Origin of the sequence: Nonomuraea lactucae, from assembly GCF_003313395.1 — a bacterium.
In the GTDB taxonomy this organism is placed as follows: Bacteria; Actinomycetota; Actinomycetes; order Streptosporangiales; family Streptosporangiaceae; genus Nonomuraea; species Nonomuraea lactucae.
In genome coordinates, this window is the sequence record NZ_QNFZ01001068.1 from 32,901 (window position 1) to 47,756 (window position 14,856).

The following is a 14,856-nucleotide window of genomic DNA, read 5'->3' on the forward strand; positions in this document are numbered from 1 at the left end:
CGGCGAACGGCGCCGGGCACGTGGCGGCGATCGGATCGGACCTCGTGGTCATGACGTCTCCTGTCTGGTACGACCGGCGTTGTGGTAGGCGGCGCAGGTGCCTTCGGCCGAGACCATCGGCGCGCCCAAGGGACGGCGTGGCGTGCACAGGGTCCCGTAGGAGGCGCAGTCAAGCGGTGTCAGGGTGCCGCGCAGGATCTCCCCCGCGATGCAACCGGGATGCTCGTCCGCGCTCAGTCCGCCCACCGTGAAGCGCTCCGCGGCGTCGAAGGCCGCGAACTCCGGTGCCAGCACCAGGCCGCTGGCCGGGATCTCCCCGATCCCTCGCCACGTCTGATCGCTCACCCGGAAGACCCGCCGGATGGCGTCCTGGGCGAAGGTGTTGCCGGTGCGGCGGACCGCCCGCGCGTACTGGTTCTCCACCCCGAACCGCTCCTCCTCCAGCTGGCGGACCGCCATGAGGATGCCTTCGAGCAGGTCGAGCGGCTCGAACCCGGTCACCACGATCGGAACCCGATACCGAACGGCCAGCGGCTCGTACTCGGTCCAGCCCATCACCGCGCACACGTGCCCGGCGGCCAGGAACGCGTCCACCGATGCCGACTCCATGATCGCCGCCATCGCCGGCGGCACCAGGACGTGGCTGACCAGCACGCTGAAGTTGGCCAGCCGCTCCTCGGCCGCGCGCAGCACCGCCATGGCGTTGGCCGGCGCGGTGGTCTCGAACCCGACCGCGAAGAACACCACCTGCCGGTCCGGGTGCGTGCCGGCCAGCCGCACCGCGTCCAGCGGCGAGTACACCACCCGCACGTCCGCCCCCCGGGCCTTGGCCGAAAGCAGATCACTGCCGGACCCGGGCACGCGCAGCATGTCACCGAACGACGTGAAAATCACCTCGGGGCGGGCGGCGATGGCCAACGCGCGGTCGATGGTCGCCAGGGGCGTCACGCAGACGGGACAGCCAGGTCCGTGCACCATCCGTACCGGGATGAGCTCGTCGATGCCTTGGCGGACGATCGTGTGCGTCTGTCCGCCGCACACCTCCATGATCGACCAGGGACGGGTGGCGGCGGCGCGAATCTCGGCGATGAGGCGGCGGGCCAGGACCGGGTCGCGGTACTCATCCAGATATCTCATCCAGACCTCCCGGGATCGCGCGCAGGACCGCGAGCGTGCGCAGCGCCTCGTCCTCGTCCAGCACTGAGATCGCGAACCCGACGTGCACGATGACGTAGTCGCCCAGCCGGGCCTCGGGCGTGTACGACAGGCACGCCTCGCGGCGCAGCCCGTCGAAGTCGACCATGCCCATCTCGCCGTCCCGATCCACGATCCGTCCTGGAATTCCTAGACACATGGGGGCTCCACATCTGGGCCAGGGATGACGTCCTTGTCGTGGACCAGTTTGGGGACGACGTCCACCACCCCCTCCACGGCACGGACGGCCTCGACCAGGGCCTTCACCTTCGAACGCCGTGAGACCTCGCCGCAGATGGTCACGACGCCCTTGTCGATCTCGATCGACAAGGACCCGCGATCCGGCAGCAGGGCTTGGATGTCCGCTACCAGTTCCGCCTCGGGGCGGGTGAAGACACGCAGGGCGTCGCGTTGGTGCACGGTGCCGACAATCCGCCCGGTCTCTGGGGCGATCACCGGCAGCTGCTTGACGCGTCTGTCGTGCATGAGCCGGACCGCGTCGCGGACCGGCGTCTCCGGGGTGACCGTGATCGCCGGAGCGGTCATGAGCTCGGCCGCCGTCACGCCGGCCGCCTTCCGGTGCTCCTGGCGCTGCGCGCGGGATTCGAAGATCGATACGCTGTGGCGTACCGTGTCGGCCTCTTTGAGCAGCAGGTCGTCTTCTGAGACCACCCCCACAGGCCGCCGTTCCGCGTCGATCACCGTGAGCGCGCCTACGCCGAAGTGCCTCATCGCGCTCACGATGTCGGCGAACGAAGCCTCCTGGAGCACGGCGATGGCGACGCGCCCCATCACGTCCTTGACCTCAATGGACATCGCTTCCACCTCGCCTTTCCCCTTCCACGATCCCCTCCTCCCGCCAGGGCCGACACCGGCGAACGTCCCGGGGCCGGAAGGTCATAGGTCCTGCATGAGGTCTTCGGGGCCATCGGTCAGTGACTTGGGCACCTGCTCCGTTCATCTGCCGCGCCCAGCCGTCCGTCTGGCGCAATGACCAGCGTCACGTCATGACCTTCCGTGCCGATCGGGAGGCTCGCAATCACAGGGCAACGAGGAAGCGCGAACGCCCGCCTCTGGCGCCGGAGGCGGGCGCGTGATCGTTCGCACTACTTGAGGTACGGGTTGCGCTGGACGATCGGCAAGTTGCCGAGGCCGAGCGTGGTGCCGGCGTTGGCGAGGGCGAGGCCGACCAGGACGATCGAGTAGATGATGTGGTCGTCCATGAACGGGTTGTTGGACAGGGGCAGCTCGGCCGCCCACATGAGGACCAGCATGAGGGTGCCGCCGGCGGCGGCGATCCGCGTGCCCACGCCGAGGACCAGCGCTAAGCCGATACCCAGCAGACCGGCCATGAACAGCCAGTCCACCCATGCCTGCCCGGCCAGCGAGCTGAAGAAGCCGCCGAGCGCGTTCTCGCGGGTGCCCTTGAGGAATCCGGTGGTCGGGCTGCCGCCAGCGATCCAGGCACGGTTGGCGGGGGTGGCGAAGCCCCAGCCGAAGGTCTTGTCCAGGAACGCCCACAGGAAGATCCAGCCGATCGAGATCCGGGCGACAGCCCAGACGTAGTCGACCGGGCGGCGTGAGGTGGTGCCGTTCTCCATGCCGGGCCTGTTGACGGTGGTGGCCATGACGGCCCCCTTTCGGTGCTGATTCGTCGTCTTTGTCGCACCCCAAGCACACCGTCTGGGACTCTTTCGGGGCAGTGCCGTACGACCCGCAGGAGCCATGACCTTCGTCCCCATCGCAATGCCGCCCGGGCGATGGGGACGCCGCCGTCTCAGGTTCGTGCCATCTCCGCGAGTTCTTTCCGCAGTGCGGTGACAAGGGTCAGAAGGTCGGGGACGCGGTGGGCGTCGGCGACGATGGTGACGGTCAGGATGCCCGCGTAGGAGAGGACGCTGAAGGCGACGGTCACGTTTCCGCGGGTCAGCGAGATCGGGATGATCGTACGCATGCGGGCGCCGCCGATGACCAACGGCTCTGCCGGTCCGCGCAGATTGGTCACGACGGTGTGGATGAGGTGCTGGCGGTTGAGCAGCCGGCGCAAGATGTGCAGCCGGGCCAGGAGCCGGTTCACAGCGGCGAGCAGCTCGGCCGAAGTCCCTGGCGCAGTGGACTTCCTGGCGCGGGTGATGGCCGCGGTCCGTTCCAGCCGGTCTGGAAGGCTGCCCTGGGTGGGCAGGCGGACGGGCATGACACCGACCTGGTTGCCGAGCCGGGTGGCCGTGGTGGAGGCCCGAGCGGACACCGGGATGGACACGACCAAGTCAGGGATGCTCTCGCCACGGCTCGCCAGCAGCGCCCGCACGGCGCCGGTGATCGCGGCCAGTACGGCATCGTTGACGGTGCCGCCGTGGGCGTGGGCGTATCGGCGGACGTCGTCGAGCCGTGCGGTGACCGTTGCCAGACGTTGGCGTGGTCCGGTGGGCTGGTTGAGCGAGCAGGGCGCGGCTCGCCGCGGGGTGCCGAGTTCGGAGGCGGCTCGCTTGAGTGCCGGCCAGCCGCAGGGGAAGCGGGCGAGAGCACGCAGCCGAGTGCGCCACGCGTCGACGGCGATCCAGCGAAGTGGTGGCGCCGGACGGGGAAACGCGTATGGCGGTGGCGAGGGCGCGCCGTCGACGAGGCAGCCCAGAACAGCCAGGCCGCCGATGCCGTCGGCGAGCACGTGGTGGAAGCAGGCGATCAACCCGATCCGGTCGCTGTTCAGGCCGGTCACCAGGGTCATCGACCACAGAGGGTTGGACGGCGTGAGCGGCCGACTGATCACTGCGACGGCCAGGTCGAGCAGCGCGCCTTCGTCACCTGGTGGCGGGCAGGCCGTGATCTGGATGTGGTGGTCGAGGTCGAAGGCCGGGTCATCGACCCACACGGGGCGGCCGTACCCCGGCGGGGTGGCCACCAGTCGCTGGCGCAGCCGCGGCACCGCGGCCACGCACCTGGCGATGAGCCGCCGCAGGTGTGTCAGGTCGTAGCCCGGCCGGGTGTCCAGGACCAGGCAGGCTCCGGCGTGCATGGGGACGGGGCCGACGTCGATCGTGAGGTTCAGCAGGTCGCCCGCGCTCGCCCGGTCCACAGCGTGCCGGGTCGACTTCGCGTCCTGAGATTGCGTGTACTGCATCGAAGTCCTCCCTCTCACCGGCCAGGTCGAACCGCCACCATCTCCGTCTGAGGCCTCGCGTCGAGTCGTCCCGGCGAGGTCAGGCCCAGGTCCAGTCGCGGATCTCGGGTGCGTCTTCGCCGTGTTCGCGGGTGTGGGCGCGGGCCTGGAGCCGGGCGTCGGTCATCTGCTGGCGCAGGTGGGCGGCGGTGCTGCCGAGGCCGCGGACGCGGTCGATGACGTCCATGACCAGGTGGTAGCGGTCGATGTCGTTGAGCATGGCCATGTCAAACGGTGTGGTGGTGGTGCCTTCCTCCTTGTAGCCGCGGACGTGGAGGTTGTGGTGGCCGTTGCGGCGGTAGGTGAGGCGGTGGATCAGCCAGGGGTAGCCGTGGAAATTGAAGATGATCGGCTTGTCGGTGGTGAAGAGGGTGTCGAACTCGGCGTCCGGCATGCCGTGCGGGTGTTCCGACGGGGGCTGGAGCCGCATGAGGTCGACGACGTTGATGACCCGCACCTTCAGGTGGGGGAGGTGCTCGCGGAGGATGGCGGTCGCGGCGAGGGTTTCCAGCGTGGGCACGTCGCCGGCGCAGGCCAGCACCACGTCCGGCTCCACGCCCTCGTCGGTGGAGGCCCACGGCAGGATGCCCAGCCCGCGGGTGCAGTGGGCGACGGCCTCGTCCCTGGTGAACAGGTCCAGCACTGGCTGCTTCCCAGCTACGATCACGTTGACGTAGTCGCGGGAGCGCAGACAGTGGTCGCCGACCGACAGCAGCGTGTTGGCGTCCGGCGGCAGGTAGACCCGCACGACCTCGGCCTTCTTGTTGACGACGAGGTCGAGGAAACCGGGGTCCTGGTGGCTGAAACCGTTGTGGTCCTGGCGCCACACGTGCGAGGACAGCAGATAGTTGAGCGAGGCGACCGGTCGCCGCCACGGGATCCGCTTCGAGGCTTGCAGCCATTTGGCGTGCTGGTTGAACATGGCGTCGATGATGTGGATGAACGCCTCGTAGCAGTTGAACAGGCCGTGGCGGCCGGTGAGCAGGTAGCCCTCCAGCCAGCCCTGGCACAGGTGCTCGGACAGCACCTCCATCACTCGCCCACCGGCGGCCAGATGCTCGTCGGTCGGCTCGACGGCGGCGTTCCAGGCCCGATCGGTGGTCTCGAAGACGGCCTGCAGCCGGTTGGAGGCCGTCTCGTCCGGGCCCATCAGCCGGAAGCTGTGCGGGTTCGCGGTGATCACGTCGCGCAGGAACGCGCCCAGCACCCGAGTCGGCTCACTGGACTGCGTCGCGGGCGCCTTGACCTCGACCGCGTGATCGCGGAAGTCCGGCAGCACGAGCGGGCGCAGTAGCTCACCACCGTTGGCGTGCGGGTTGGCGCTCATCCGCAGCGGCCCTTCCGGCACCGTTTGCAGGATCTGCGGGACCGGCCGGCCGTCGGGGTCGAAGAGGTCTTCGGGCCGGTAGGAGCGCAGCCACTGCTCCAGCATGGCCAGGTGCTTGGGGTTGTCGCGGACGCCGGACAGTGGCACCTGGTGGGCCCGCCAGGTGCCTTCGACCGGGCGGCCGTCGACTTCGCGGGGGCCGGTCCAGCCCTTCGGCGTCCGCAGGATGATCATGGGCAGCCTGGTCGCGTGGCCGTCCTTGTAGGCGGCGATCTGGTCGAACACCTTATCCAGCGTCTGCACCATCTGTTCATGGTCCGGGCCGACGATGTGCGGGCGGTAGCCGTACCCCTCCATGAGCTTGACCAGCTCTTCCTCGGGGATCCGCGCGAGTACGGTCGGGTTGGCGATCTTGTAGCCGTTAAGGTGCAGGATCGGCAGCACGACGCCGTCGCGGTAGGGGTCGAGCAGCTTGTTGGAGTGCCAGCTCGCAGCCAACGGCCCGGTCTCGCCCTCGCCGTCGCCGACGACGCACGCCACCACCAGCCTGGGGTTGTCGAACGCGGACCCGAACGCGTGTGCCAGTGAGTAGCCCAGTTCGCCGCCCTCGTGGATGGAGCCGGGCGTCTCGGGCGCGACGTGGCTCGGGATGCCGCCGGGAAAGGAGAACTGGCGGAACAGCCTGCGCATGCCTGCGGTGTCCTGTGACACATCGGGGTACTTCTCCGAATAGGAACCCTCGAGCCAGGCGTGCGCCACCGCCGCGGGGCCGCCGTGTCCAGGACCGGCGATGTAGACCATGTCTTGGCCGCGTTCCGCGATGATCCGGTTGAGGTGGGCGAAGCAGAAGTTCAGGCCGGGTGTGGTGCCCCAGTGGCCGAGCAGGCGCGGTTTGATGTGCTCCGGGCGCAGTGGTTCGGTCAGCAGCGGGTTGTCCAGCAGGTAGATCTGTCCCACGGACAGGTAGTTCGCGGCACGCCAGTACGCATCGATTCTTTCCAGGGGTGTCATGGGTCCGAATATCTCGGATCCATCGCGATGGTCCTAGGGACCTTGGTCCCGATCTCGCGGACCACAAGCTTTTGATGGCCGGCCTTCCAGGGCGGACAGCCATTGGCGCTACCCGTTAGTAACAAGGCGTTCCGGAAGCTGTGACAAGCTCCCGCCTGCACGATGAGGATCAACAGCCCACATCCGAATCCAGCACAACGACCTCCACCCTCGTCTGCTACCCAGGAAGCCCACCACCTGGTCCGGGCTGCGGCCCGGCCGTCGTCGAACTTCCGGGCCGCCCACCGGTGGGAGAGTGAGGAAAGTGGGCGGCGGGCGACCCGGTCGGCCGGGGTCAGGGAGCGAGCACGACCGTCTTGCCGGTCAGCCGACCGGCGCCGGAGTCCTCATGTACGGCGGCCAGCTCGGCCGCCGGGCGGCGGGCGGCGACGTGGAGCCGGAGCTTGCCAGCATCTACCCTGGCGACCAGCTCGGTCAGCTGGGCTCCGTCGCTGCGGACCCATAGGCTCGCGCTGCGCACCCCGCGGGCAGGGTCCTCCGGAATCGGGCCAGCTGTGCTGGCGGCGACCCCGCCGTCTGCGACGTAGTTCGTCAGCAGCGCGAGCTCCTGCGGGGAGACGCGCACATGGTTCACCACGACCTGGAACAGGCCGCCCACTGCGGCCGGGCCCGCGGCGAGGTCGAGAGGGCCGACGACCCGGTGCGCGCCGTAGCCTTGGAGGCGGTCGGCGTGGTGCGGCGCGTCTACCGCGGTTACGTGCGCTCCCGCGTCGATGGCGAGCTGCACCACGAGACTGCCCACCGCGCCCCCCGCCCCGTTGACCAGGACGGTCTGACCAGGCTTCAGTTCGGCGAGCTCGAACGCCGTCTGCCAGGCCGCCAGGCCGGTCAGCGGCAGCGCCGCGGCGTCGACCAGCTCGATCGTCTGGGGTGCCGGGGCCAGGGACTCGGCCGGGGCGAGCACGTACTCGGCGGCGCCCCCGGCAGAGTCCAGGGGCAACATCGCCACGACCCGGTCGCCGACCTCCAGGCCCGTCACATCCGCGCCGAGTTCGGCGATGGTGCCCGCCAGGTCGATTCCCGGCACGTACGGGAGAGTGATCGGGATCATCTCGGCCAGGACGCCGGCGCGGATGTGGTCGTCGACGGGGTTGAACGACGTGGCCGCCACCCGCACCAGCACCTGTCCAGTGCCGGGGACCGGCCGCTTGATGTCCTCGTAGCGCAGGACCTCGCTGCTGCCGAACTCGTGGAAACGTATTGCCTTCATGGCGCTTTCCTCCAGTGTGTGTCGATGCAAAGGGATAAAACGATCAGAGAATTTGGAGCAGATCTCGATGTGTGAAGCGCTTGTCACGGTGCTGGGACGGGAGTCAAATGACCAGCGCATCCGAGTGACCGGCTGCGCGCCGGCTTCACCCTCGTGACGTGGCCGCTCCAGGGGGCGCTGCGTCCGGGGGGCTTCACGCGCCATCTCGTCGCCTGATGTCAACAGACTCCATGACCGCCGTGGTGAAGCCGGTAGTGCTGGGCGAGGAGATCACGTCCGTAGTCGTTGCCGTTGGGCGCCCGCACGATGGTGTGGACGTGGAAGCGGGCGGGCTCGGGATTGGTGAGGAAGACACCGGGATGGTTGTCGTACTCGATCAGGAGCACGGGTGAGTGGATCCGGTAGTAGAAGGCGGACTCGTCGTCGTGGCCGCCGCGCCAGGCGAACCGCGTCTCGTCGAAGTGCTCACGCACGAGCGCCAGGGTGCGCTCGGCCTGTGACGGCGGGAGGCGGTCGAGATAGACCCGGATCAGCTCCACCAGACCGTCACGCTGGTCGGCTGGCAGGCTCGCCGCGACGATCCCCTCGGGAGGCAGGATGAGGTTGTCACCGCCCGCGCCGGCGAGATGCCGTCCATTCCAGGGGCCGGCGAGCTCGGGCGGAAGGTCTTCCGCGCGCAGCGACGACCCCATCAGGAACTCGTCCTCGCGGTTGGGGTCCAGGGTGCGGCGGAACGTCAGGGCGACGTCGGTCTCGTCGCGGAGGGCGTGGACGCCCTCGAATCGCCCCGTCCCGGTCGTCGGCTCGGCACCGAGGAACACAGGGGCGAGAACCACCTGCCTTCCGACGAAGACGCAGTGCAGGTCCACGTGATGACCCATCAGCTGCCATCCCCACGGGGTATCGCCCGAGGGAGTCCCGAAGACGGTGAACCAGTAGGCGAACTCGGTCAGGGTGTCCCGGTAGTCGTCGATGAGCTCGCCCAGGTTCTCGTTGAGCGCCATCGCCGCTCGCACCTGGGCGTAGCCGACGGGGCTGAGACTCGCCTCGACGACGGCGAGTGCGCGGTCGCGGTCACGGTCGGCGAGCCGTTCCAGGCGCATGCCCTTCGGATGCCACGTCGGGATCGCGTTCGTCCACAACCGCCATTCCGGGGCGTCCATCGGCAGGGCACCGACCACCCTCTGGTGGGGCGCCAGCCCGTCGAGGTAGGCCTGGGCGGCCACGACAGCGGAGTTCGGGGACGTCCCGGAACCGTCGAGACGGTAGAGGCCTGGGCGCGGCGTGCCGTTCTCGGTGATGCCGACGTAGGGCTCGAGATGACGGCGTTGGCCGGCGGTCAGCTCGAAGGCCGCCTCCGGGGGGAGCAGGTCGTCGAACAGATGGGAGTCGACGATCGGCAGATCGCCTCGAGTGGTCGGCAGGGGGAATTCTCCCGGGTGTCGCTGGTGAGACATCGGTCTCCTTACTCGGTGGGAACAGCGAGGACGTCGCCCGGCACGAGGAAGCGGTTCTCGATCCGCCGGGAGGCGATGAGCCACCGGCGAGCCTCCCCGTCCGGCTCGCCGACCCGGACGAAGCGGTCGAACACGTCGGCGACCAGCACCGGAACGGTCGTCGGTATGGGAGGCCTTCCGTCCTGCGCGTAGAGCACCAGGGCGGACACGGCCTCGACGAGATCGGTCTCGTGATGAAGGAGGTGGAAGTTGGACATCAGGTGACGCGAGACCCGCGGTCCCCGTGCGGCGCGGTCGCTGTACACGCCGTTGATCTCGTCGGTGCCGCGGAAGGTCCTGCGCGAGAACGTCAGCTCGCCGTCGACGGTGAAGAAGCTGGAGGCCGCCGAACCGTCACCGTGGTCGATTTCGAACCACAGCGCCGTCACCAGCATCGACAGATCGGTGTGCACGAGGGCGAGGGTCGGCCTGCCGACGGTCCGAGCGTCGGCGGTCATCGGCCGACCGCCGACGAGGCGGTGCGTACACCGCTCACCAACGCGTGTGCGCCCTGGCGCAGCATCGTGGTGTCGGCCCCCAGGACGAGGAAGTCGTACCCACGACGATCCAGCAATTCCGACGCGTTGCCCGAGGCCGTGGTTCCCAGGGTGATGCGGTGGTCGACACAGCGTCGTTCGGCCGCTGCGACGAGGTCTGCCAGCCTGCCGTCACCCTCGCGGAACTGGCTGGAGACCGCGAGATCGGTCGGGCCGATGAAGACCGCGTCGACGCCGGCGACCTCAGCGATCTCGACGATCGCCGAGAGAGCTACGACACTCTCGGCCTGGACCACGAGGCGAACCTCGTCATTGCCGGACCGCAGGTAGTCGCCGAGAGCCTCGAGCCCCCACCGGCCGGCTCGTCCGGAGGTGCTGGCCCCGCGTCGTCCGAGCGGAGGGAAGCGTGTCGCTCGTACGGCGTCCCGCGCCCGGGCGGCGTCGTCGACCTGCGGGACGAACAGGCCGGCCGCACCCGCGTCGAGCGGGACCTGGACGTCGCGTGGTGCGGTGCCGGCGACCCGGACGAACGGCGCGAGCCCGCAGCCACGGGCCAGCCCGATCATGGTCGACGTCGTGCGGGTGTCGATCGCGCCGTGCTCGGCGTCGATCACGACGAAGTCGAACCCGGCGAGTGCGAGCAGCTCGACGCTCTCCGGTGCGGGAAGCTTGACCCAGGCTCCGAGCCGGGGGAACGAATCGCCCCTCAAGGGTGTGTTCCCTGGTATTCGCCGGCGTTGAGCACCCAACCCTTCGCGAGGAAATCCTCCCGCGGTGGGGCGAAGACGTCGATGAGCATGTGCGGGCCTGCGCCCACGGCGCGGGTGGTGTGCACGACGGTCGGCGGGATCAGTGTCATCGAGGGACTACTGACCTGGACGTGCTCATCGTCGCGCCACTCACTCATCCGGGGGGTCCACGGGACCCGGAGGTGATGAATGTAGTTTCCGACGAGGGTCACCGACATCTGCTCGAAGTCCTCGTGGGAATGGGGCGAGAGCCGTTCGGTGTCGCGTGGCCCCTCGTGCACCGGAAACCAGTTCACCATCAGCGACGTCGTCCGGAAGATCCGGCCGAGGCGTCCTTCTTCGTCGGGTATGTCGCGTAGGCGATGTATCCGGATCCTGTCGCCGCCGGCCTCGGTGGGCGCCGGTAGCGGTGTCGCCCGCAGGTCGACTCCGGCCGCGTGGTTGACGGCCCGCCTCATCTGCTCGTCGCAGCGGGCGGTGAACACACGCGCCACTGTCGTCGATGACGCCGCATGCACAGCGCTGGTGCCGGCCGGTACGACGACGAGTGCAGGCTCGGACACGGACACAGGTGCCCGCCCGTCGTGCTCCACGCCCACCACTGTGTGGTCCTGGAGGAAGAGCACGTACTCGTCGGGCAGCTCGTGCTCGGTGAGGCGGTCACTCGCTTCGAGCTCGGTGATCGCTACCACGAAGTTCCGGCCGCACACCGTCCACGTCCGGCTGCCACCGGCAGAGACCAGGTCCGGATCACGCTCTGATATCTCGTCGACGACGGAGGTTCCTACAATTGCAGCGATGGTCATCGGACCTCTCCTCTACACCAGCACGGAGACCGTGCCCCGGATGCCGAACAGCGACTTCCCGTAGATCTCGGCGGCCACCTCGGGGTTGAGGACGGCGTGGCGGCTCCCGGTCTCGATGTCGCGCCAGATGCGTTGCAGCGGGTTGGACTCGCCGAAGCTCGAAGCACCCTGGGCCGAGCACACGATGCGGACCGCCTCACGCGCGTGGACCGCCGCCATCCCGGCGTCCATCCGCATCCGTGCCCGGGCCCCGTAATCGGGGAACGCACCGGCCCGCGCGGCCTCGTCGATGTCGGCGGCCGCGCGGTAGGCGTGCAGCTGGGCGGAGTCGGCGAGCGACGCCGCGTTCGCGGCGGCGAGTTGGATGGTGGGTGCCTCTGCCTGGGAGGCGTAGCTCGTCATGGTCAACGCTCGCCGCGGGGCCCTCTCCAGCAGGAGATCGACAGCAGCCGCAGCCAGCCCGAGCTGGGGCCCGGTCAACACGAGCGCGGCGGCCGGCACGAACGGTGCCCGGTAGAGCGCCTCGTCGGTGAAGGGCGTGGCGTAGCGGCCCTCGACGGCGTCGGGGACCGAATGGAAGCGGTGCGCGGGCACGAACAGGTCCTCGCCGACGAGCGTGTTCGACGCGGTCCCGCGCATGCCCGCCACGAACCAGGTGTCCTCGATGGTCAGCTCCGACATCGGCGCGAGCACGATGCCGACAGCGTCCGGCGTGCCCTCGGCGTCTGGCCGGGTGACTCCGAGGATCGCCCAGTCGGCGTGGGCGCACCCGGAGGCGGGGGCCCAGCGCCCGCTCACCCGGTACCCGCCTTCGACTACGCGCGCGGTACCCGAGGGGGTCACGACGCCGGCGATCCGGGCGTCGGGGGTGTCGGCCCAGACGTCGTCCTGGGCCTGGGCGGGGAAGAAGCCGACGAACCAGGCACTGGCATTGAGCAGTGCGGTCACCCAGGCGGTGGAGCCGCACGCGCGCCCGACCTCCCGGCTGACCTCCAGCAGGCTGCGGAAGTCGGTCTGCAGACCACCGTAACGGGCGGGCTGCATCAGCGAGAGCAGGCCGGCCTCGGCCAGGGCGCCGATGTTCTCCGTGGCCACCCTGCGCCCGCGGTCGGTGAGATCGGCGTTGCCGGCCAGTCGCGGGCGCAGCGCGGCGGCGCGCTTGACGAGGTCGGCCCGCAGCCCGCGCGCGGCGTCGGTAGCGCGGGGGGCGTCCATGATGATGCTCATCGTCGTCACTCCGGTGTCGGGGTCATGCGGGGTAGCGGTCAGCTCGCGGCAGCGAGAAGGGAGTGCGTACCGAAGACTCGACGCGCGTAGATCAGCGGGGCCGTGGAGGTCGACTCGCCCTCCTCGACGTGCACGACCAGCAGGACGTGGTCACCGCCGTCCACGTGGCGTTCGACGCGTCCCGCCGTCCAGCCGGCAGACTCCGGCAGGTAGGGCAGTCCGGCGCGGACGGTCCAGGTGACGCCGTCGAACTTCAGGCCCGGTTCCCGCCGCCGACGGGCGAACGTCGACGCCATCTCCTGCTGGTGGGCGCCGAGGATGTTCACCCCCACCCGGTCACCCGGCTGCAGGTGGGCCAGCAGCCTCGAGGCGCGGTCCAGGGCGAAGCTCACCAGCGGAGGGTCGAGCGAGAGCGAGGCGAAACTCGACACGGTGGTGCCGTGCGGTCGCCCGTCGGCGGTCATCGCCGTCACCACGGTGACCGGGGAGCACACCCCGCTCATCAGCTCGAGGAAAGTCTCTCGGTCGATCAACGTACGCCTCCCGGTGTCCTTGAGTCCGGCTGTCGGGATGCGTGGCCTCGTGAAGTAACGCGTCCGACATCACGAAGTAAACTTCGACATCCGGGGTGGCCGCTTGGTCTGCTGGCTCAGGATCCCGGTCTCCCGTTGATCTGCCGGATCGGTTCGGGCCGCGACCGGCGCATCGGGCTCACTGCCGGGCGTCGCGAGGCAGGAGGACCGCGTCCCCCAGTTCCTCGGCGAGTGCCAGGGCGGTGTGCACGGCGAAGCGGCGGTCGTCGAGGTCGTGTCCCAGCACCTCCTGGGCTCGCTTCACGCGGTAGGTCACGGTCCCCCTGGCCACGTGCAGGCGCTGGGCGACCTCCACGAGGCTGCGCTCGGCGCCGATGTAGTGGTACAGCGTGGTCCGCAGTGCCTCCATCGTTGCGCTGCGGGCGGAGAGCCCGCCAAGTTCACGTCGCACGAAGTCACCGGCCGCGTCGAGATCGGTGGCCAGCAGCGCGACGACGGCGACGTCGGCGTAGGCCGTCGCATGCCTCGGAACCCGCCCGGCCTCGCGCCGCAGTCGCTCGAGCCTCTCCCCGCGCTCGGCCTCGCGGTGAGAGCGGCGGAAGCCCGCGACGCCGGCGACCGGGGTCCCGAAGGCCGCCTGTATCTGCTGCCGGGACAGTGTCTCCGCGATGCTCTCCCACGAACCGGTCCGGCGCGTGCCGTCCGGAGGTACAGTGGCCCACGCCCACAACCGCCCTGAGGCCACGGGTACGACCAGCGTCGTGGTGGCGCCCCGCGCTCGGAGCACCTCGATCGCCGCCGCCTGTAGCGTGGAGCTGCCGTTCGGCGAGTCCGACCACACCACCACCGCCTCATGGGTCCGCCGCAGGTCGTAGCCAAGGGCACGCGACGCCTCGCCGACGTCCGCCGTCGCGGCATCACTCAGCAGGGAACGCACGATGTCGGCCCGTGCCGCGGCTGCGTTGGTGGTCCACACCTCATGCTCCACGAGGTAGGCGCGGATCATGGCGTCGGAGAGGTCGTCGACATACGCGAACAGCTCGCGGGAGATCGCCGTGACTTCATCGACCGCGACCTCCGGGTCGACCAGCTCGGTACAGGCCCGCAGGAACGCCTCGGTCGTCGCCGCGTGCCCGACCCGGACGCCGTGCAACACCTGTTCGAGCGGTACGGCCCGGTGAACGAACTGGCGGATGCTCTCCAGGATCGCCTCACCGACGGGCGGGACGGCGGCCGGGCCTTCCACCAGAGCGAACAGCGCCCGCAGAGTGGTCACTTCATTGCCTCGGCGGAGCATCTCGACCGCGGCCGGGCTACCGCCGAGAGCCGGCACCTCGTCGACGATCCGCCGCACGACCACGGAACTCAATTCGATCGCCCACCGCACGGGGTCCGCACCGACGAGCGCGACGGCGTCCTCAACGATCGCGCGCGGGCATGCCGCCCGGTCGACGTCAACCTCACTTTGCGGGCCCAGCCGCGCGATCCAGGCCCGCCGCAGCCGCCGCTGACCGGTCTCGGTCACACTGCCCTCCCTCGGGCTTCGACATCGCGACGGGGCCACCTACGTCGACGACCTGAACCTGAGG

General features: G+C 69.6%; 14 protein-coding genes. All 14 read right to left on the reverse strand.

What is annotated here, in order from left to right:
* Positions 1-48: 48 nt before the first annotated feature.
* Positions 49-1,137: a hydrogenase formation protein HypD gene (gene hypD / locus DQW85_RS43520; RefSeq protein ID WP_113705587.1), complete on the reverse strand. Its 1,089-nt coding sequence runs from the start codon at positions 1,135-1,137 to the stop codon at positions 49-51.
* Positions 1,121-1,327 carry a HypC/HybG/HupF family hydrogenase formation chaperone gene (locus DQW85_RS43525; protein WP_240197801.1) on the reverse strand — a complete coding sequence of 69 codons (207 nt, stop codon included), beginning with the start codon at positions 1,325-1,327 and terminating at the stop codon, positions 1,121-1,123. The genes hypD and DQW85_RS43525 overlap by 17 nt, the downstream gene beginning before the upstream one ends.
* A 17-nt stretch (positions 1,328-1,344) precedes the next feature.
* Entirely contained in the window at positions 1,345-2,010 is a 666-nt protein-coding gene (locus DQW85_RS43530; protein WP_113705589.1) for a CBS domain-containing protein, read from the reverse strand.
* Positions 2,011-2,300: 290 nt separating this feature from the next.
* Positions 2,301-2,822 (reverse strand): DoxX family protein, encoded by a 522-nt coding sequence (locus tag DQW85_RS43535; protein WP_113705590.1) that lies wholly within the window; start codon positions 2,820-2,822, stop codon positions 2,301-2,303.
* Positions 2,823-2,971: 149 nt separating this feature from the next.
* Positions 2,972-4,312 (reverse strand): wax ester/triacylglycerol synthase domain-containing protein, encoded by a 1,341-nt coding sequence (locus DQW85_RS43540; RefSeq protein ID WP_113705591.1) that lies wholly within the window; start codon positions 4,310-4,312, stop codon positions 2,972-2,974.
* A 79-nt stretch (positions 4,313-4,391) separates the two neighbouring features.
* Positions 4,392-6,689: a phosphoketolase family protein gene (locus DQW85_RS43545; protein WP_113705592.1), complete on the reverse strand. Its 2,298-nt coding sequence runs from the start codon at positions 6,687-6,689 to the stop codon at positions 4,392-4,394.
* A 334-nt stretch (positions 6,690-7,023) separates the two neighbouring features.
* A complete protein-coding gene (locus tag DQW85_RS43550) occupies positions 7,024-7,959 on the reverse strand; it encodes an NADP-dependent oxidoreductase (RefSeq protein WP_113705593.1) in 936 nt (311 codons plus the stop codon).
* Between the two features lie 218 nt (positions 7,960-8,177).
* Positions 8,178-9,416 (reverse strand): DUF3500 domain-containing protein, encoded by a 1,239-nt coding sequence (locus DQW85_RS43555; RefSeq protein ID WP_113705594.1) that lies wholly within the window; start codon positions 9,414-9,416, stop codon positions 8,178-8,180.
* An 8-nt stretch (positions 9,417-9,424) separates the two neighbouring features.
* Positions 9,425-9,913, reverse strand: a complete 489-nt coding sequence (locus DQW85_RS43560; RefSeq protein ID WP_113705595.1) for a nuclear transport factor 2 family protein — start codon at positions 9,911-9,913, stop codon at positions 9,425-9,427.
* Complete coding sequence (locus tag DQW85_RS43565; protein ID WP_162795878.1) at positions 9,910-10,662, reverse strand: HpcH/HpaI aldolase family protein; 753 nt, start codon at positions 10,660-10,662, stop codon at positions 9,910-9,912. The genes DQW85_RS43560 and DQW85_RS43565 overlap by 4 nt, the downstream gene beginning before the upstream one ends.
* Positions 10,659-11,507 (reverse strand): cupin domain-containing protein, encoded by an 849-nt coding sequence (locus tag DQW85_RS43570; RefSeq protein ID WP_162795879.1) that lies wholly within the window; start codon positions 11,505-11,507, stop codon positions 10,659-10,661. The genes DQW85_RS43565 and DQW85_RS43570 overlap by 4 nt, the downstream gene beginning before the upstream one ends.
* Positions 11,508-11,519: 12 nt before the next feature.
* Complete coding sequence (locus DQW85_RS43575; protein WP_113705598.1) at positions 11,520-12,734, reverse strand: acyl-CoA dehydrogenase family protein; 1,215 nt, start codon at positions 12,732-12,734, stop codon at positions 11,520-11,522.
* Positions 12,735-12,772: 38 nt separating this feature from the next.
* A complete protein-coding gene (locus tag DQW85_RS43580) occupies positions 12,773-13,267 on the reverse strand; it encodes a flavin reductase family protein (protein WP_113705599.1) in 495 nt (164 codons plus the stop codon).
* A gap of 178 nt (positions 13,268-13,445) precedes the next feature.
* Entirely contained in the window at positions 13,446-14,792 is a 1,347-nt protein-coding gene (locus DQW85_RS43585) for a PucR family transcriptional regulator (RefSeq protein ID WP_113705600.1), read from the reverse strand.
* Positions 14,793-14,856: the final 64 nt, after the last annotated feature.

Excerpts from the sequence above, each read along its gene's own strand:
- DQW85_RS43540 (WP_113705591.1), bottom strand. The coding sequence starts at position 4,312 with ATGCAGTACACGCAATCTCAGGACGCGAAGTCGACCCGGCACGCTGTG.
- hypD (WP_113705587.1), bottom strand. The coding sequence starts at position 1,137 with ATGAGATATCTGGATGAGTACCGCGACCCGGTCCTGGCCCGCCGCCTC.
- DQW85_RS43550 (WP_113705593.1), bottom strand. The coding sequence starts at position 7,959 with ATGAAGGCAATACGTTTCCACGAGTTCGGCAGCAGCGAGGTCCTGCGC.
- DQW85_RS43545 (WP_113705592.1), bottom strand. The coding sequence starts at position 6,689 with ATGACACCCCTGGAAAGAATCGATGCGTACTGGCGTGCCGCGAACTAC.
- DQW85_RS43555 (WP_113705594.1), bottom strand. The coding sequence starts at position 9,416 with ATGTCTCACCAGCGACACCCGGGAGAATTCCCCCTGCCGACCACTCGA.
- DQW85_RS43530 (WP_113705589.1), bottom strand. The coding sequence starts at position 2,010 with ATGTCCATTGAGGTCAAGGACGTGATGGGGCGCGTCGCCATCGCCGTG.
- DQW85_RS43570 (WP_162795879.1), bottom strand. The coding sequence starts at position 11,507 with ATGACCATCGCTGCAATTGTAGGAACCTCCGTCGTCGACGAGATATCA.
- DQW85_RS43560 (WP_113705595.1), bottom strand. The coding sequence starts at position 9,913 with ATGACCGCCGACGCTCGGACCGTCGGCAGGCCGACCCTCGCCCTCGTG.
- DQW85_RS43535 (WP_113705590.1), bottom strand. The coding sequence starts at position 2,822 with ATGGCCACCACCGTCAACAGGCCCGGCATGGAGAACGGCACCACCTCA.
- DQW85_RS43575 (WP_113705598.1), bottom strand. The coding sequence starts at position 12,734 with ATGAGCATCATCATGGACGCCCCCCGCGCTACCGACGCCGCGCGCGGG.